This window comes from Rhizobium sp. LjRoot30 (assembly GCF_964253915.1).
Classification (GTDB): Bacteria; Pseudomonadota; Alphaproteobacteria; order Rhizobiales; family Rhizobiaceae; genus Metarhizobium.
The window spans coordinates 204181-221033 of the sequence record NZ_CAXUSG020000004.1; the positions used below are offsets into that span (position 1 = coordinate 204181).

Sequence of the window (16853 nt, forward strand, 5' to 3'; positions counted from 1 at the left end):
TCCGGGTGCCGGGGTACGCTTGTTTCGGCGGCGGCCCCGTGCTCTAACCTCGTCCCATGGCCTTCACCTTCCGACAGCTCCAGTATTTCGTTGCCGTTGCCGAGCAGGGATCAGTGACGCGGGCGGCGCAGAACCTGTCGATCTCGCAATCCTCTGTCACCGAAGCCTTGAAGGAACTGGAGGGCGATCTCGGCGTCACCCTGTTCGAGCGCCACCCGCGCGGCCTGTCGATCACCCACAATGGCCATCAGTTCCTGCGGCATGCGACGAAGATCCTCGCCACCGTTTCGGATGCGCGCAACAGCTTTTCCGGCGGCCTCGCCACCCGGGGCGGCAAGCTGAACATCGGCGTCACCTCGCTGGTTGCCGGCTATGTCCTCTCGGATCTGCTCGCCCGCTTCCGCCGCGCCTGCCCGGAAGTCGACGTTTCGGCCATCGAGGACAATGGCGGTTACCTCGAGCACCTGCTGATCGGCGGCGAACTCGACGTCGCCGTCATGGTCATCTCCAACCTGCGCGACCGGATGGCGCTGCAGGCAGAAATCCTCGAGACCTCGCCCTATCGCCTCTGGCTGCCGATGGGGCATCCGCTTGTCTCGGCCGACATCATCTCGGTGGCCGACGTGGCGCGCGAGCCGCTGATCATGCTCACCGTCGACGAAATCGAGGAAAACACCGGCAAGCTCTTGTCGGCGCTCGGCGCCCGGCCACATGTCGCCTTTCGTACCCGCTCCGTCGAGGCGGTGCGCAGCCTGGTTGCTACCGGGGCGGGCGTGGCATTGTTGCCCGATCTCGTCTACCGCCCGTGGTCGCTGGAAGGCGACCGCATCGAAAGCCGCGATGTCTCCGGTTCGTTGCCGGTTGTGCAGGTCGGCATGGTCTGGCGCAAGGGGTCGAGCCTGCCGCAGTCGGCACGCGATTTCATCGGCATTGCCGAGGCTTTGCGATCGGCTCGGCCACGGTAACTCCCTCGATATCGGAAATTCCGATTTCAACTTTCTGATAAATGAATTTGCGAATACGGCGAAATCGCGTCACTCTCTATTCGGGAACAAACGCCACGAATGTGGACCAAAAGGGAGACTGTCGATGACGACGTTCATGCGATCCTGCACAGCGCTTGTCGCAACTTTAAGCTTTGCCACGCAGGTCATTGCAGCCGAGCCGCTCAAGGAGCTGGGCAAGGGCGAAGGTGCGCTCAGCATCGTGGCCTGGGCCGGCTACATCGAGCGCGGTGAGACCGACAAGAATTACGACTGGGTGACGAAGTTCGAAGCCGACACCGGCTGCAAGGTTACCGTCAAGACCGCCGCCACCTCGGATGAAATGGTGGCGCTGATGAACGAAGGCGGCTTCGACCTGGTCACCGCCTCGGGTGATGCCTCGCTGCGCCTCGTTGCCGGCAAGCGCGTCCAGCCGATCAACACCGACCTTATCCCCAGCTGGAAGACCATCGACGAGCGGCTGCAGAACGCCCCCTGGCACACCCAGGACGGCGTGCACTACGGCACGCCTTACGTCTGGGGCGCCAACGTGCTGATGTACAACACCGATGCCTTCAAGGATAAGGCGCCGGACAGCTGGAACGTCGTCTTCGAAGAGCAGACATTGCCCGACGGCAAGTCGAATTCCGGCCGTGTCCAGGCCTATGACGGCCCGATCTACATCGCCGATGCGGCGCTCTATTTGATGACCCACAAGCCGGAACTCGGCATCAAGGATCCCTACGAACTGAACGAGGACCAGTACAAGGCCGCTCTCGATCTGCTGCGCGGCCAGCGCAAGCTGGTCGGCCGTTACTGGCACGACGCGATGATCCAGATCGACGACTTCAAGAACGAAGGTGTCGTCGCCTCCGGTTCCTGGCCGTTCCAGGTCAACCTGCTGACTGCCGAAAAGGCCAAGATCGCCTCCACCTTCCCGAAGGAAGGCATCACCGGCTGGGCCGACACCACCATGCTGCACGCCGATAGCGAGCATCCGAACTGCGCTTACATGTGGATGGAGCATTCGCTTTCGCCCAAGGTTCAGGGCGACGTTTCGGCCTGGTTCGGCACTGTTCCTTCCGTTCCGGCGGCCTGCAAGGGCAATGAACTCCTGACCGACAGCGGTTGCGCCACCAACGGTTACGAACACTTCGACCAGATCCGGTTCTGGAAGACGCCGCGTGCGAAATGCGAAAGCCAGGGCGAATGCGTTCCTTATCACCGCTGGGTTTCTGACTACATCGGTGTAATCGGCGGTCGTTGATCGTCGACAGAATACAAGAACTTTACCGCCAACCCTTGCCCTCTCCCCGCATGCGGGGAGAGGGGACGTGCCCCGCTTTGACCTTTCCTGCGAAAAATTACGCTCAAAGGTCGGGAAACATCTGCCGCATGGATCCTCGCCCGCGTGCGGGATGGAGGATCCGCAGGACGCAGGCGGATGAGGGGCGGCCTAACGGCACAACCACTCGGAGCCCCCCATGACAGCCGCAGTCGAATTCCAGAATGTCGCCCGCCATTTCGGCCAGGTCCGGGCGGTCGATGGCGTCAATCTGACGATTGCGCCCGGCGAGTTCTTCGCCATGCTCGGCCCATCCGGTTCGGGCAAGACCACCTGCCTGCGCCTGATTGCCGGCTTCGAGCAGCCGACCGGCGGGCATATCGAAATTTTCGGCGAGACGGCCGAAGGCGTGCCGCCCTATCGGCGCAACGTCAACACCGTCTTCCAGGATTATGCGCTCTTTCCGCATCTCAGCATCCTCGACAACGTTGCCTACGGGCTGATGGTCAAGGGTGTCGACAAGGTGACGCGGTATCGCGAGGCGGAAGCGGCCCTCGAGCTGGTAAAATTGCCGGGTTACGGCGCCCGCCGCCCCGGCCAGCTTTCCGGCGGCCAGCGGCAGCGCGTCGCGCTTGCCCGTGCGCTCGTCAACAAACCGCGGGTACTGCTGCTCGACGAACCGCTCGGCGCGCTTGACCTCAAGCTGCGCGAGCAGATGCAGGAAGAACTGAAGAGCCTGCAGCGGGCGCTCGGCATCACCTTCGTCTTCGTCACCCACGATCAGGGCGAGGCGCTGTCGATGGCCGATCGCGTCGCCGTTTTCAACAACGGCAACATCGTACAGGAAGGTACGCCGGAAGAGATCTACAAGCGGCCGAAGGTACGGTTTGTCGCCGATTTCGTCGGCTCCTCGAATGTGCTGGCACCCGACGTCATGAAGCGGCTGGGTGGCGAGGCGCGCTGGGCGAGCCTCAGGCCGGAGGCGATCCGCCTGAAGTCGGGCGGCGAGGGCGTGGCAGCCAAGGTGCTGCAGGTCAGCTTCCTCGGCGCCTCGAACCGGCTGCTGGTCGAAACCGCCGGCGCCAAGCTGCATGTCATGTTGCCAGCCGATCATGCCGTTCCGGCTGTCGGTTCCGAAATCGCGCTTGGCTGGGCGCCGGCCGACGCTCATTACATGGATGATGCGGCATGATGAGCGCGGCCACCACCTCCATCCTGCCCGGCCGCGGCGGCGTCTTCGGCGCCCTGTCGGATGCCTTCTGGCGCCGGCCGAAACTCCTGCTGTTCCTGATGTTGACGCCGCCGCTGCTCTGGCTCGGCATCATCTATATCGGCTCGCTGCTGGCGCTTTTGCTCCAGAGTTTCTTCTCGGTCGATGAGTTCTCCGGGCTGATCAACTACGAATTCACGCTCGCCACCTATGCGGAGCTGCTGCGGCCGGCGAATTTCGACATCATCCTGCGCACGGTGATCATGGCAGCCAGCGTCACGCTGTTTTCCGCCGCCATCGGTTTCCCGATAGCCTACTATGCAGCGCGTTACGCCAAGGGCAAATGGAAGGCGGTCTTCTATCTCGGCATCATGCTGCCTCTGTGGTCGAGCTACCTCGTCAAGATCTATGCTTGGAAACTTATCCTCGCCAAGGAAGGCATCCTCACCTGGGTCTTCACCAAACTGCATCTGCTCTGGCTGCTGGACGGCATCCTCGCCCTGCCGGTTATCGGTGGCAACTCGCTGTCGATCAGTTACCTCGGCACCTTCCTCGTCTTCGTCTATGTCTGGCTGCCCTACATGATCCTGCCCACCCAGGCGGCACTGGAGCGCGTGCCCGGCAACCTTCTGGAAGCCTCGTCGGATCTCGGCGCCACGCCGCGCCAGACGTTCCGCACCGTGCTTTTGCCGCTGGCCCTGCCCGGTATCATCGCCGGCTCGATCTTCACCTTCTCGCTGACGCTCGGTGATTACATCATCCCGCAGATCATCGGCTCGTCGCGGCTGTTCATCGGTCAGGCAGTCTATAGCCAGCAAGGCACGGCCGGCAACGTGCCGCTTGCCGCCGCCTTCTCGGTGGTTCCGATCGTCATCATGGCCATCTACCTCTGGATCGCCAAACGCCAGGGAGCTTTCGATGCGCTCTGATCGCGGCCAACGCGCCCCACTTGCCCTGAAAATCGCCGCCGGCGTCGGATTGCTGTTCCTGCACCTGCCGATCCTGCTGATCTTCGTCTACGCCTTCACCACGGAGGAAAAATCCTACCAATGGCCACCGCCGGGCTTTACGACGCAATGGTTTGCCGTCACCTGGAACCGTCCGGATGTCTGGCAGGCGCTCGGCCTGTCGGTGCAGGTCGCCACCATTGCCACCGCCGTCGCGCTGCTGCTCGGCACGCTGTGCGCCGCCGCCGTCAGCCAGACGAAGTTTTTCGGCCGCGAGGCGATCTCGCTGCTGGTCATCCTGCCGATCGCGCTGCCCGGCATCATCACCGGCATCGCGCTACGCTCCGCCTTCAGCCTGTTCGACATTCCGTTTTCGGTCTGGACCATCATTCTCGGCCACGCCACCTTCTGCGTTGTGGTGGTCTATAACAATGCGGTCGCCCGCTTCCGCCGCACCTCGGGATCGTTGATCGAGGCCTCGATGGATCTTGGCGCCGACGGTTTCCAGACCTTCCGTCATGTGGTGCTGCCGAACATCGGCACGGCGCTTCTGGCCGGCGGCATGCTCGCCTTCGCGTTGTCCTTCGACGAGGTCATCGTCACCACCTTCACCGGCGGCCAGCAGTCGACGCTGCCGATCTGGATGCTGGAGGAACTCATCCGGCCGCGTCAGCGCCCGGTTACCAATGTCGTCGCCATGGTTGTCGTGCTTGTCACCTTCCTGCCGATCCTGGCGGCCTACTACCTCACCCGCGACGGCGACCAGGTCGCCGGCGGCGGCAAGTAACGACCATATCAAGGGAGAAAGCCATGGATACTGAGATGCTGATCGGTTCCCGCTTCGAGGCGGGCACGGAGGCCGACGAGCACGTCCTCAACCCCAAGACCGGCGAAACCGTCCTGGATCTGCCGGAAGCCTCGCTCGGTCAGGTCGATGCCGCGGTCGAGGCAGCCGAAAAAGCCTTCCTCTCCTGGTCGCAGACGACGCCGGGTCAGCGTTCGGCCTATCTCCTGAAGATTGCCGATGCCATCGAGGCGGATGCAGCCGCTTTCGCGGCTCTGGAATCGCTGAATTGCGGCAAGCCGATCAATGCCGTGCTCAACGACGAACTGCCGGCCATCGTCGATTGCTGGCGTTTCTTTGCCGGCGCCGTCCGGTCGCTGACGACACCGGCCGCCGGCGAATACCTGCCCGGCCACACCTCGATGCTGCGCCGTGATGCCATCGGCATCGTCGGCTCGATTGCGCCGTGGAACTATCCCTTGATGATGATGGCGTGGAAGCTCGCTCCGGCGATTGCCGGCGGCAACACCGTCGTCTTCAAGCCGTCGGAACAGACGCCGCTGACGGCGCTCAAGCTCGCCAAGGTTTTGGCTGACGTGCTGCCGGAAGGCGTCGTCAACGTCGTGCTCGGTCGCGGCGAGACGGTCGGCAACGCGCTGATCAACCATCCGAAGATCTCCATGGTGTCGATCACCGGCGATATCGCCACCGGCAAGAAGGTGCTGGCGGCGGCGGCGAAGACCGTCAAGCGCACCCATCTGGAACTCGGCGGCAAGGCACCGGTCATCGTTTATGACGACGCCGACCTCGAAGCCGTCGTCAACGGCATCCGCACCTTCGGTTATTACAATGCCGGCCAGGATTGCACCGCCGCCTGCCGCATCTATGCCGATGCGAAGATCTACGACGGGCTGGTCGCAGACCTCTCCTCTGCCGTCTCGACCATCAGGCTGAACCAGGCGGACGATACCGAAAACGAGATCGGCCCGCTGATCTCCCGCCGCCAGCGCGACCGCGTTGAAAGTTTCGTCACGCGTGCCCGCGAGCATAAGCATATCGAGGTGACGGCGGGCGGCAGCGTGCTCGGCGACAAGGGTTTCTTCTTCCAGCCGACGGTCATCGCCGGCGCCACCCAGGACGACGAGATCGTCCGCCGCGAGGTGTTCGGCCCGGTGGTTTCGGTGACGCGTTTCGACGAAGCCGAGCAGGCGATCGCCTGGGCGAACGACAGCGACTACGGTCTCGCTTCCTCCGTCTGGACCAAGGATGTTTCCCGGGCACTGAAGACTGCAGCGCGTCTGCAATACGGCTGCACCTGGATCAACACCCACTTCATGCTCTGCAACGAAATGCCCCACGGCGGCGTCAAGCAATCCGGCTACGGCAAGGACATGTCGGTCTACGCCCTGGAGGATTACACCGCCGTGCGCCATGTGATGATCGCGCACGGGTAAGGAAGATACGCCTTTGGCCCACCCCCTCCTGCATTTGGAGGGGGTGGGAAGATTTCAGCCTGCAGTCACCCGGTCCGTCCGCCGCGCGGCAATCGTCACGCGGATGAAAGCGACGATGAAGAGGGCGGACATCAGCAGCACGATGGTCGGCGCAGGCGCACTGTCGATGAAGAAGCTGAGGTAGATGCCGAGGATCGACGTTACTGCGGCGATGATCACCGCAACGATCTGCATGGAGCGGAACGTCCGCGTCAGCAGATAGGCGATAGAGCCGGGGGCAACCAGCAATGCCACCGAGAGGATGATGCCCACCGCCTTCAAGGCACCGACCACCGCCAGCGACAGAACCGCCAGCAGGCCGTAGTGCAGGAGCCGCACTGGCAGGCCGATGGCGCGGGCATGCTGCGGGTCGAAGGCATGCACGAGCAAGTCCTTGCGTTTTACGATCAGGAAGGCAGTCGCGGCCAGCGCGATGAGGCCGGTCTCGATCAGGTCGGCGGCGGAAATGCCGAGCATGTCGCCGAACAGGATATGGTCGAGGTGCACGTCGCTCTGCACCTTCACATAAAGCACGACGCCGAGGCCGAACATGCCGGAAAAGACGATGCCGAGCACCGTGTCTTCCTTGATGCGGCTGTTTTCCTTCAGGTAACCGGTGGCGATGGCGCAGAACATGCCGGCGACGAAGGCGCCGATCGACAGCGGAATGGCCAGGATATAGGCGATGACGACGCCCGGCAGCACCGCATGCGAGACGGCATCCCCCATCAGCGACCAGCCCTTGAGCACCAGGATGCAGGATAGGAGCGCCATCGGCACGGCAATCGCCAGCGTGATGGCGAAGGCATACAGCATGAAGGGCAGCTGGAACGGCAGGATGGCGAATTCGATGGTTTCGCTCATGCCGTTTCCTCCAGGGCAAGCCGCGCCCGGCGGCGATTGGCGAGAATGCCGTGTTTCGGCGCGAAGACGAAGGCAAGCAGGAAAAGCGCGGTCTGCATGACGACGATCACCCCGCCGGTCGCCCCGTCGAGGAAGTAGCTGATATAGGCGCCGAGCGCGCTGGTCACCGCGCCGATCAGAAGGCTGAGAGCGATGACGCGGCCGAACCGGTCGCTGAGCAGGTAGGCCGTGGCGCCGGGCGTGACGACCAGGGCGATGACGAGGAAGGCGCCGACCGTCTGCAGCGCCGCCACGGTCGAGGCGCTGAGCAGGGTGAAGAACAGGATTTTCAGAAAGGTTGGGCGCAGGCCGATGGTGCGGGCATGGCTCTCGTCGAAGAAGGTGACCATGAAATCCTTCCATTTCAGCGCCAGCACGGCAAGGCTGACGCCGCCGATGATGGCGAGCTGCAGCGTATCCTCCGGGGTGATGGCGAGGATATTGCCGAGCACGATGGTCTGGATGTTCACCGAGGTCGGCGACAGCGACACCATGAACAGGCCGAGGCCGAAGAAGGAGGTGAAGATCAGGCCGATGATCGCGTCTTCCTTCAGCCGGGTCTTCTGGTTGAGGAACAGCATGGCGCCGGCCGCAAGCCCGCCGGAAATGAAGGCACCGAGCGCGAAGGGCAGGCCGAGCATGTAGGCCCCGGCAACGCCCGGCACGATCGAGTGAGACAGCGCGTCGCCGATCAAGGACCAGCCTTTCAGCATCAGGTAGGCCGAAAGAAAACCGCAGACACCGCCGACAAGCGCGCTGACCCAGATGGCGTTGACCATATAATCATAAGAGAAGGGTTCAAGAAGCGTGTTCATCGCTTTCCTTCTCCTTGCCGCCATTGCCATAGATGACGAAGGGCCGCTCGTCGTCGCTGATCACCTTGAGGCGGCGCGGGTCTTCATCGTCGTGCAGGTCGGTGCCGCCGAGGATGAAGTGCCGAAGCACGCCGCCGAAGGCACGTTCGAGGTTGGCTTCGGTGAAGGTCTCGTCGGTCAGGCCGGCGGCGATCACCGTACCCTTGACGAAGACGGTGCGATCGCAGAATTCCGGCACGCTGCCGAGATTGTGGGTGGATACCAGCATCACACGCCCCTCGTCACGCAGCGCTTTCAAGAGTTCGATGATCTGCTCCTCGGTGGTGACATCGACGCCGGTAAAGGGTTCGTCGAGCAGGATGATCTGGCCTTCCTGTGCCAAAGCGCGGGCGAGGAAGACCCGCTTGCGCTGACCGCCGGAGAGTTCACCGATCTGCCGCTTGCGAAACTCCTCCATCCCGACACGTTTCAGCGCGTCGGTCACCATGTCGCGGTCGCGCCGGGAGGGGATGCGCAGCCAGTTCATGTGGCCGTAGCGGCCCATCATCACCACGTCTTCCACCAGCACCGGAAAATTCCAGTCGACTTCCTCGCTTTGCGGCACGTAGGCGACGAGGTTTTGTTTCAGCGCCTCACGAGCCGGCAGGCCGAGGATGGTGACCGTGCCCTCGGCCAGCGGCACGAAACCCATGATAGACTTGAAAAGCGTCGACTTGCCGCTGCCATTGACGCCGACAAGCGCGGTGATGGTGCCGCGCGGCACCGAAAAGCTCGCCTTGCGCAAGGCCGTGTGGCCGTTGCGATAGGTCACGGATACGTTCTGAACTTCCAGGCCCGGCTGGTTATTCTTGGATTTGCCCATCCTCATTGCGAAAGACCTTTGACAATGGTCCCGGTCGTAACCCGCAGCAAATCGAGATAGGTGGGAACGGGGCCGCTCTCATCACTCAGCGAATCGACGTAGAGAAGGCCGCCATAGCTCGCGCCGGTCTCGGATGCCACCTGCCTGGCCGGCTTGTCGGAAACGGTGCTTTCGCTGAAGATCGCCTTGATATTGTTGGCGCGCATCGCGTCGATCACGGCACGAACCTGTTGCGGCGTGCCCTGCTGGTCGGCATTCACCGGCCAGAGAAAAAGCTCCTTCAGGTTGAAATCTCTGGCGAGGTACGAAAAGGCGCCTTCACTCGTTACAAGCCAGCGTTGATTGTCATGCAGCTTGGAGAGTTCCAGCCGCATCGGTTCGATCTCGGCCTTGATCTTGTCGGAATAGGCCTTGGCATTGGCAGCATAGGTTTCGGCATTGGCCGGGTCGATCTGCGTCAGGCCCTTGCGGATGTTCTCGACATAGATGAGCGCGTTGTCCGGCGACATCCAGGCGTGCGGATTGGGCTTGCCCTCATAAGGACCGCCGCCGATGCCGAGCGGTTCTACGCCGTCGCTGATGACAACACTCGGAATGTCCCCGAGATTGACCAGAAACTTTTCAAACCAGCGTTCGAGGTTCAACCCGTTCCAGAGAACGAGATTGGCGTCCCGCGCCTTGAGGATGTCGCGCGGCGTCGGCTGGTAATTGTGAATTTCCGCGCCCGGCTTGGTGATGCTTTCGACATCGGCCGCCTCGCCGGCGACGTTTCGGGCCATGTCGGCGATAATCGTAAAGGTCGTAATTACTTTCGGTTTTTCAGCGGCTTGCGCGGCGCCGACAAAGGTCGAAATGACGAAAAAAAGCACTGATAGGCAACGGTTTCGAAAAAACATGGTTCATCCTGTCATTGCAGATGCGAATGATTTGCATTTTGAATATATGCCGCTTTCGGGCGCTGTCAACGCTATTGCAAATCATTCGCAAAAATGGGAGGCCGAACCGGCAAAAGACCCCAATCATTTTCTTCAGGTTGCCATGAAGAATAAGAGTTTAGCTGTCGTTTTAAGTATTCAGAAACGTCGTTCCACTAACGTCGGTTCGACCAAGTAATAGGTTTGGAGCAGGTCAATGACGGAGCAGTCGGCGTGAAAGCCAAGCTGCGCATCCTCCGGTTACCCCGGAAACTGGTGTTTTTCATCGGCGGCATCCTGCTGCTCGGTGGAGCCACGGGTGCGTTTGCGCTTTACGCCGGCAAGGATGGGCTGCTTGGATTCGGGCCTTCGGAGAAGGTCGCCGATCTTGCCTGCACGACCGTCAAGACCTTCAAGATCAAGAAGAAAGACCGTTTCTGGGTTCGCAAGTTCATCAAGACCGAGCCGGCTGAGGGCTTGGCGCGGGTGATGACCGCGTTGCGGGTCGCCGAGGCTGTTTATGCCGAACAGAAGCCGGATCTCGTCCAGGTCGTGGTTCTCGACCAGAACGGGCCTGAAATGCGTGCCGCGATGCGCGGTCGCGCCGTCGGCGCCGATGTGGTTTACGTGCCGCATCCGGAAAAGATTGCCGAACTGGAAGGCACGCCCATCTACACCGCCAAATATGTCGATGGCGCCGCCACGGCTGACGGGCAGTTCTATGGCGAAAAGATCCAGCTGCCGCTCGAGCATATTGAAAGTCTGGTAAAGCTTTTGGGCGATCGCGCCGATTGCCAGGAAGCGCCAGGCGTTGAAGTCAAGTCGGGCGATCACGGCAAGAAGGAAGAAAAGGGTCACGGCGCGGCGGCTGAAACCCACGGCGAATCACCGGAGGGGCATGGGGCCGAGGCTGAGCAGAAGGACGGCAGCGGCCATGGCGAAGAGCCGGCGGCGGACGTACCGGTCGCCGAAAATGGCCATGACGCAGCTCCAGCGGGTGAGGCGGAAGCCACGCAGCAGGAAAACGCCGTGGTCGAAAACAATCATGCCGCTGAGAGCGCCGGTGAAGAGCCGCCTGCCGAAGAAGACCACGTTGCCGCAGGCACGGATGAAAGCGCTGTGACGGCCGCGACGGGCGATCATGCCGCGCCGGCCGAAGATGTCGAGGGCGCAAAGGCGGAGAAGCCGCACGCCGACAAGGCGGCGGACAACAAGTCACTGTCCGTCGAGGCACATGCCGCCGTGCCGGGTGCGGAAGAAAACAACGCTGTAAAACACGAGGAAAAGCCGGCAGAAGACCACAGCTCGGCAAAACCGGTGAAAAAGCACGGCGACAAGGCGAAAGACGAACACGCAGCCGAGCCTTCGAACAAGGCCGCGGAAGAGCATAGCGCCGTCGCCGAAGAAGAGATGCCCGCCGAAAGCGAAGAGCAGGCGTCGGCCAGCGATGAATTCATCGACGAGCCTTTCATCAACGAAACCAACTGAGATTGTTTGCGGGCATGCCCCAAATAAAAAACCGGAGACGATGATGATCGTCTCCGGTTTTTATTTGGTCGATGTCCGCGCATCGCAAATGAAGCGCGGACTCTCTGAACCCGTCAGCCTCAGTCGTTCTTGCTGCGGCGTGCCGGGAAGAGGATGACGTCGCGGATCGACGGCGAGTTGGTCAGCAGCATCACCAGACGGTCGACGCCGATGCCGAGGCCGCCGGCGGGCGGCATGCCCTGGTCCATGGCGTCCAAAAATTCGTCGTCGAGTTGTTTTTCTTTCTCGCCGCGGGCGTGCGCCTGGTCGAGCTGTTCCATCATACGGCGGCGCTGCTCTTCCGGATCGTTGAGTTCGGAGAAGGCGTTGCCGAGTTCCCAGGTGTTGCAATAGGTCTCGAAGCGCTCGACGAGGCGCGGTTCACCCGGCACTTCCTTGGCGAAGGGCGAGATGTCCTTCGGGAAGTGGGTGACATGGCTCGGCTGGATCAGCGTCGGCTCGACCTTCTCTTCGAAGATGAAGGCCAGGCATTCGCCCCAGGTCCAATCCTTCTCGACTTCGAAGCCGGCGGCCTTGGCAGCGGCGCGGGCTTCTTCGTCGGTCTTGATCGACAGGAAGTCGATGCCGGTCGCTTCCTTGACGGCATCGGGCATCGGCACCCGCTTGAACGGACCCTTGAAGGACAACTGCTTGTCGCCGAACGCAAATTCCGTCGTACCGTGGATCTTCATCGCCAGTTCGGCGAACATCCGCTCGACGAGGTCCATGATGTCCTCGTAATCGGCATAGGCCCAGTAGCACTCCATCATCGTGAATTCCGGGTTATGCCGGGTGGAGACGCCTTCGTTGCGGAAGTTGCGGTTGATCTCGAACACCTTGTCGGTGAGGCCGGAAACCAGCGTGCGCTTGAGGTAAAGCTCCGGCGCGATGCGCAGGAACATGTCGAGCTTCAGCGTGTTGTGGTGCGTCTTGAACGGCTCGGCGGTGGCGCCGCCATAGACCGAATGCAGCATCGGCGTCTCGACTTCCATGAAACCGTCGTTTTCCATGAAACGACGGATGCCGGAGACGATCTTCGAACGCTGCTGGAAACGCAGCTTCGACTCGTCGTTGGTCATGATGTCGAGGTGGCGCTTGCGGTAGCGCAGCTCGATGTCGGAGAGGCCGTGCCACTTTTCCGGCATCGGCAACAGCGACTTGGTGAGCATGGTGATCGCCTGGGCGTTGATCGTCAGCTCACCGCGCTTGGTGCGGCGCACGAGGCCGGTGACACCGACGATGTCGCCGATATCGATCATCGGCAGCAGGGCGCGGGCATCCTCCGGCGTGGTATCCTTGTGGCTGAAGATCTGGATCTTGCCGCCGGCGTCATGGATATCCATGAACATGCCGGAATTGCGCGAGGAATAGACGCGACCGGCGACGGTGACGACGTCCTGCGTCTCGGTGTCCGGCTCCAGCCCTTCGTATTTCGCAGCCAGCTCGGCATTGGTCAGCGTGCGATGGAAATGCGCCGGATAGACGTCGCCGATCTGCTCGCGCAAAAGCTTCAGCTTCTGGGCGCGAACTTCCGTCGCGTCGGAGGAGAGGGCGGGGGCGGTCTTGGTTTCGGTCATTCTGCGATCTTTCTGATTACTTGGCGCCGACCATCGACGCGACGACGGTCGCGGCGGTCTTGAGGCGCTGGCGCACGACGGAGCGGCCGAGCAGCGCCATCGAGTCAAACAGCGGCAGCGAGCGGGACGAGCCGGAGACGGCGACGAACAGCGGCGGCGTGACGACGCGGAGTTTCTTGCCGAGCCTGTCGGCGACGGCGCGCAGTTCCGCATCGATCGACTCGACGTTCCATTCGAGCATCTTTTCCAGGTCGACCTGCACGGCGTTGAGGATTTCCAGCGTTTCCTCCGGGCTGGTCTTCAGACCGGCAAACGAGGCCGGCGTCAGGCCGACGTCGCTCGACAGCAGGAAGCCGGCGAGAGAAGGCAGTTCGCCGAGCTTGGAGACGCGGCTCTGCGACAGCTTCAGGCCTTCGGTCAGGCGGCTGTTTTCCGAGGCCCAGAGAAGGGTGCGGGCGATAAAATCCTCTGGCGACAGCTGCTCGCGCAGCCAGCGGCCGTTCAGCCAGTCGAGCTTCTGGATATCGAAGATCGCGCCGGCCTTCGACAGGTTGTCCGGGTCGAACTTCTCGGCAAGCTGATCCATGGTCAGCAGTTCCTCGCCCTCGGCGATCTGGATGAAGAACAGGCCGAGGAAGTTCATCAACGCTTCCGGCAGGTAGCCGAGCGCCGAATAATAGGAGATCGAGGTCGGGTTCTTGCGTTTCGACAGTTTCGATTTGTCAGCATTGCGCATCAAGGACAGGTGCATGAAGACGGGCGCATCCCAGCCGAAATAGCGGTAGAGCAGGATGTGCTTCGGCACCGAGGCCAGCCATTCCTCGCCGCGCGCGACATGGGTGATCTTCATCAGGTGGTCGTCGATGACGTTGGCCATATGATAGGTCGGCATGCCGTCGGCCTTGATCAACACCTGCATGTCGACCGAATCCCACGGGATCGACACGTCGCCGTAGACGCCGTCGTTGAAATCGCAGGAGCCTTCCGCCGGGATCTTCATGCGGATGACCGAAGCCTCGCCGGACGCGACGCGTGCGGTGACTTCCTCGGCCTTGATGTTGAGGCAGAGGCCATCATATTTCGGCGGCTTGCCGGCGGCGCGCTGCGCCTCGCGCATCTGGTCCAGGCGCTCGGGCGTGCAGAAACAGCGGAAGGCATGGCCCTTGTCGAGCAGGTCCTGGCCGTAGGGCGTGTACATCGCCTTGCGGTCGCTCTGGCGATAGGGGCCGTAGTCGCCGCCGATATCGGGGCCTTCCGACCATTCCAGGCCGCACCATTTCAGCGCATCCAGCACCTTCTGCTCGAACTCGGGGGTCGAGCGGGTGGCATCGGTATCTTCGATGCGCAGGATGAAGGTGCCGCCGTGTTTTTTCGCGAAGAGATAGTTGAACAGCGCGATGTAGGCGGTGCCGACATGCGGCTCACCGGTCGGGGAAGGGGCAATGCGTACGCGGACGCCGGAAGTGGTCATAATCGTTGCCTGTGGTGACATGCGGGGGCGCGCATACCGGACGGCAGCGCTCGAAACGGGCTTGCCGGAAGTATGCGGGTTTCATGGCCGGATGATGACGCGGAAAGGAAGGCAGAAGCGCCGTTTTCCGGGGCGTTATCCGTTCGATGGCCTTAGGCCACAATCGCCGCGGAACGTCAAGGAAAACCGCACGCGGACCGGCGCCTTTGCCGTCGCGCCACGGATATCGGAACGCGGTATCTTCGTGCCACCGATCTTTTCGCGGGAACATTCTTCCGGCAAGGCCGTTTTATCGGCAGGGATGGCGAACTGTGCCAACCGGACATGATGGAGAAGGAGAACACGGATATTTTTCCGGTTTCTTTCCGTGGCCAACGAAACGGCAGGCGAGCTTCTTACCCATCCGGTTCCCATCCTCATTCCCTGCCCAACAAAAAAGGCCCGCATCGCCGATGCGGGCCTTCCTTTTTGTGCAAATCAACGGCGCGTCAGTGCACCGTGCCGCCCGACGCATTTCGTTTGCGTCGGTTTCGGGCGACCATGTTGAGCACCTCGACGAGGCCGGAGAAGGCCATGGCGGCGTAGACGTAGCCCTTCGGCACGTGGAAGCCCATGCCTTCGGCGATCAGCGTCGTGCCGATCATCATGAGGAAGGCGAGCGCCAGCATGACGATAGTCGGGTTCTTCTCGATGAAATTGGCAAGCGGCGTGGCGGCGAGCAGCATGACGGCGACGGCGACGACGACGGCGACGATCATGACCGGCAGGTGCGGCGTCATGCCGACGGCGGTGATGATGCTGTCGACCGAGAAGACCAGGTCGAGCAGCAGGATCTGGCCGATCGCGGCGGCGAAGCTGGTGGTCACGGCGCCGCCGACCATGTCTTCCTTGTGGTCAACCGGATCGACGTTGTGATGGATTTCTTTTGTCGCCTTCCAGACGAGGAAGAGACCGCCGGCGATCAGGATCATGTCCTTCCAGGAATAGCCGTGGCCGAAGAGTTCGAAGACCGGCTGGGTGAGCTGCACGATCCAGGCCACGGTGCCGAGCAGGCCAAGGCGCATGACGAGGGCAAGGCCGATGCCGATGCGGCGCGCCTTTTCGCGCATTTCCTGCGGCAGCTTGTTGGTGAGGATGGAGATGAAGATCAGGTTGTCGATCCCGAGCACGACCTCCATGACCACCAGGGTGATCAAAGCGACCCATACGGCGGGATCCGCTGCCAAAATAGCAATGTCCTGCATCCAGTTCTCATCCTTTCTAGAGGTAATACAATGCGGATAGCACACGCGCATGTAAGGATAAAGACTGCAAGGACAAGCGGCCGCCATCTTGATGGCGGCGATTTGCGGTAAATCGTTTTCGCGTTACTTCGCCGCGGGGGCGCGATAGGCCGACATGAAGACAAAGACAGCGCTGTTGATCACGCGTTGTATTTCTTCGATCGGCGGCATTTCCTTCATGTCGCCGAACAGGCGCAGCTTGAAATAAGTGCCGCTCGACAGCTCGATGAACTGCCGGGCCGCCAGGTCGGTATCGTCGATTCTGAGTGTGCCTGCGGCAACCTGACGGTCCAGATATTCCTGGAGCACGGCGCGGACGTTGGACGGCGACGAAAAGAAGCGGTGCGCTAGCCCTGGCATGCGGTCGATGACCCCGAGCACGCTACGCATGGAACAGATGACGTCGCCGCTGGTCAGATGCCGGCAGAAGGTCATGCCGAAATGGAAAAGCGCGTCCTCGACATCATCGCGCTCGGTCAAGGCATCACGGATCGAGGCGACGAAGCGGCTGCGCTGGCGCTCGATCAGGGCAGCAAAAAGGTCTTCCTTGTTCTGGAAGTAGACGTAGAGGGTGCCTTTGGAGACCCCTGCCTCGCGGGCGACATCGCTCATGCTCGCCGCATCGAAGTTGGTGCCCATGAAAATGACCTTGGCGCCGTCGAGGATCTGTTCGCGCTTGACCGGATCTTCGCCCGCAACCCGCCGGCCGCCGCCAGACGGCGTCGTTTCCATTTCTGCAACCGTTGCAGCGGTATGCTCCGCATTCGTCGACATCGGTGACCCAACTTGTTAACCCATA

At 61.8% G+C, this 16853-nt stretch carries 16 protein-coding genes; 8 read left to right on the forward strand and 8 right to left on the reverse strand.

Translation table 11 applies throughout. From position 1 onward, the window contains the following. Window positions 1–56 precede the first annotated feature (56 nt). From ACSQ3I_RS10765 to ACSQ3I_RS10790, 6 genes are all read left to right on the forward strand, one after another. Entirely contained in the window at window positions 57–965 is a 909-nt protein-coding gene (locus tag ACSQ3I_RS10765; RefSeq protein ID WP_435998674.1) for a LysR family transcriptional regulator, read from the forward strand. Between the two features lie 124 nt (window positions 966–1089). Further along, window positions 1090–2250 (forward strand): ABC transporter substrate-binding protein, encoded by a 1161-nt coding sequence (locus tag ACSQ3I_RS10770; protein ID WP_435998676.1) that lies wholly within the window; start codon window positions 1090–1092, stop codon window positions 2248–2250. Between the two features lie 217 nt (window positions 2251–2467). Next, window positions 2468–3460: an ABC transporter ATP-binding protein gene (locus tag ACSQ3I_RS10775; RefSeq protein ID WP_435998678.1), complete on the forward strand. Its 993-nt coding sequence runs from the start codon at window positions 2468–2470 to the stop codon at window positions 3458–3460. Continuing rightward, window positions 3457–4407: an ABC transporter permease gene (locus ACSQ3I_RS10780; protein WP_435998680.1), complete on the forward strand. Its 951-nt coding sequence runs from the start codon at window positions 3457–3459 to the stop codon at window positions 4405–4407. The genes ACSQ3I_RS10775 and ACSQ3I_RS10780 overlap by 4 nt, the downstream gene beginning before the upstream one ends. Further along, complete coding sequence (locus ACSQ3I_RS10785; RefSeq protein WP_435998682.1) at window positions 4397–5212, forward strand: ABC transporter permease; 816 nt, start codon at window positions 4397–4399, stop codon at window positions 5210–5212. The genes ACSQ3I_RS10780 and ACSQ3I_RS10785 overlap by 11 nt, the downstream gene beginning before the upstream one ends. A 23-nt stretch (window positions 5213–5235) precedes the next feature. Then, a complete protein-coding gene (locus tag ACSQ3I_RS10790; RefSeq protein WP_435998684.1) occupies window positions 5236–6663 on the forward strand; it encodes a gamma-aminobutyraldehyde dehydrogenase in 1428 nt (475 codons plus the stop codon). Between the two features lie 54 nt (window positions 6664–6717). Here ACSQ3I_RS10790 and ACSQ3I_RS10795 read toward each other — a convergent pair whose 3' ends face one another. From ACSQ3I_RS10795 to ACSQ3I_RS10810, 4 genes are read right to left on the reverse strand one after another with little or no spacing between them, the layout of a single operon-like run. Next, window positions 6718–7566, reverse strand: a complete 849-nt coding sequence (locus ACSQ3I_RS10795; protein WP_435998686.1) for a metal ABC transporter permease — start codon at window positions 7564–7566, stop codon at window positions 6718–6720. Further along, complete coding sequence (locus ACSQ3I_RS10800) at window positions 7563–8420, reverse strand: metal ABC transporter permease (protein ID WP_435998688.1); 858 nt, start codon at window positions 8418–8420, stop codon at window positions 7563–7565. The genes ACSQ3I_RS10795 and ACSQ3I_RS10800 overlap by 4 nt, the downstream gene beginning before the upstream one ends. After that, on the reverse strand, window positions 8404–9288 hold the full coding sequence (locus ACSQ3I_RS10805; RefSeq protein ID WP_435998691.1) for a manganese/iron ABC transporter ATP-binding protein: 885 nt from the start codon (window positions 9286–9288) through the stop codon (window positions 8404–8406). The genes ACSQ3I_RS10800 and ACSQ3I_RS10805 overlap by 17 nt, the downstream gene beginning before the upstream one ends. Beyond that, on the reverse strand, window positions 9285–10178 hold the full coding sequence (locus tag ACSQ3I_RS10810; protein WP_435998693.1) for a metal ABC transporter substrate-binding protein: 894 nt from the start codon (window positions 10176–10178) through the stop codon (window positions 9285–9287). The genes ACSQ3I_RS10805 and ACSQ3I_RS10810 overlap by 4 nt, the downstream gene beginning before the upstream one ends. Here ACSQ3I_RS10810 and ACSQ3I_RS10815 point away from each other — a divergent pair. Beyond that, window positions 10060–10395, forward strand: coding sequence for a hypothetical protein (locus tag ACSQ3I_RS10815; protein WP_435999014.1), 336 nt, complete (start codon window positions 10060–10062; stop codon window positions 10393–10395). The two genes, ACSQ3I_RS10810 and ACSQ3I_RS10815, sit on opposite strands and share 119 nt — an antisense overlap. Before the next feature lie 35 nt (window positions 10396–10430). Continuing rightward, window positions 10431–11684: a hypothetical protein gene (locus ACSQ3I_RS10820; protein WP_435998695.1), complete on the forward strand. Its 1254-nt coding sequence runs from the start codon at window positions 10431–10433 to the stop codon at window positions 11682–11684. A 119-nt stretch (window positions 11685–11803) separates the two neighbouring features. Here the strand turns inward: ACSQ3I_RS10820 and lysS are convergent, their stop codons facing one another. The 4 genes from lysS to ACSQ3I_RS10840 all read right to left on the reverse strand — a co-directional run bounded on the left by lysS (window position 11804) and on the right by ACSQ3I_RS10840 (window position 16828). Further along, window positions 11804–13300 carry a lysine--tRNA ligase gene (gene lysS / locus ACSQ3I_RS10825; RefSeq protein ID WP_435998697.1) on the reverse strand — a complete coding sequence of 499 codons (1497 nt, stop codon included), beginning with the start codon at window positions 13298–13300 and terminating at the stop codon, window positions 11804–11806. Window positions 13301–13316: 16 nt separating this feature from the next. Continuing rightward, on the reverse strand, window positions 13317–14771 hold the full coding sequence (gene gltX, locus ACSQ3I_RS10830) for a glutamate--tRNA ligase (RefSeq protein WP_435998699.1): 1455 nt from the start codon (window positions 14769–14771) through the stop codon (window positions 13317–13319). A gap of 488 nt (window positions 14772–15259) precedes the next feature. Then, the gene (locus ACSQ3I_RS10835; protein WP_435998701.1) at window positions 15260–16015 is read right to left on the reverse strand and encodes a TerC family protein; all 756 of its coding nucleotides are present in this window, start codon (window positions 16013–16015) and stop codon (window positions 15260–15262) included. 123 nt (window positions 16016–16138) lie between these two features. Further along, entirely contained in the window at window positions 16139–16828 is a 690-nt protein-coding gene (locus ACSQ3I_RS10840; protein WP_435998703.1) for a TetR/AcrR family transcriptional regulator, read from the reverse strand. Between the last annotated feature and the right edge of the window lie 25 nt (window positions 16829–16853).

Excerpts from the sequence above, each read along its gene's own strand:
- gltX (WP_435998699.1), bottom strand. The coding sequence starts at position 14,771 with ATGACCACTTCCGGCGTCCGCGTACGCATTGCCCCTTCCCCGACCGGT.
- ACSQ3I_RS10770 (WP_435998676.1), top strand. The coding sequence starts at position 1,090 with ATGACGACGTTCATGCGATCCTGCACAGCGCTTGTCGCAACTTTAAGC.
- ACSQ3I_RS10775 (WP_435998678.1), top strand. The coding sequence starts at position 2,468 with ATGACAGCCGCAGTCGAATTCCAGAATGTCGCCCGCCATTTCGGCCAG.
- ACSQ3I_RS10765 (WP_435998674.1), top strand. The coding sequence starts at position 57 with ATGGCCTTCACCTTCCGACAGCTCCAGTATTTCGTTGCCGTTGCCGAG.
- ACSQ3I_RS10785 (WP_435998682.1), top strand. The coding sequence starts at position 4,397 with ATGCGCTCTGATCGCGGCCAACGCGCCCCACTTGCCCTGAAAATCGCC.
- ACSQ3I_RS10815 (WP_435999014.1), top strand. The coding sequence starts at position 10,060 with ATGTCGGCGATAATCGTAAAGGTCGTAATTACTTTCGGTTTTTCAGCG.
- ACSQ3I_RS10795 (WP_435998686.1), bottom strand. The coding sequence starts at position 7,566 with ATGAGCGAAACCATCGAATTCGCCATCCTGCCGTTCCAGCTGCCCTTC.
- ACSQ3I_RS10835 (WP_435998701.1), bottom strand. The coding sequence starts at position 16,015 with ATGCAGGACATTGCTATTTTGGCAGCGGATCCCGCCGTATGGGTCGCT.
- ACSQ3I_RS10790 (WP_435998684.1), top strand. The coding sequence starts at position 5,236 with ATGGATACTGAGATGCTGATCGGTTCCCGCTTCGAGGCGGGCACGGAG.
- ACSQ3I_RS10840 (WP_435998703.1), bottom strand. The coding sequence starts at position 16,828 with ATGTCGACGAATGCGGAGCATACCGCTGCAACGGTTGCAGAAATGGAA.
- ACSQ3I_RS10810 (WP_435998693.1), bottom strand. The coding sequence starts at position 10,178 with ATGTTTTTTCGAAACCGTTGCCTATCAGTGCTTTTTTTCGTCATTTCG.
- lysS (WP_435998697.1), bottom strand. The coding sequence starts at position 13,300 with ATGACCGAAACCAAGACCGCCCCCGCCCTCTCCTCCGACGCGACGGAA.
- ACSQ3I_RS10800 (WP_435998688.1), bottom strand. The coding sequence starts at position 8,420 with ATGAACACGCTTCTTGAACCCTTCTCTTATGATTATATGGTCAACGCC.
- ACSQ3I_RS10805 (WP_435998691.1), bottom strand. The coding sequence starts at position 9,288 with ATGAGGATGGGCAAATCCAAGAATAACCAGCCGGGCCTGGAAGTTCAG.
- ACSQ3I_RS10780 (WP_435998680.1), top strand. The coding sequence starts at position 3,457 with ATGATGAGCGCGGCCACCACCTCCATCCTGCCCGGCCGCGGCGGCGTC.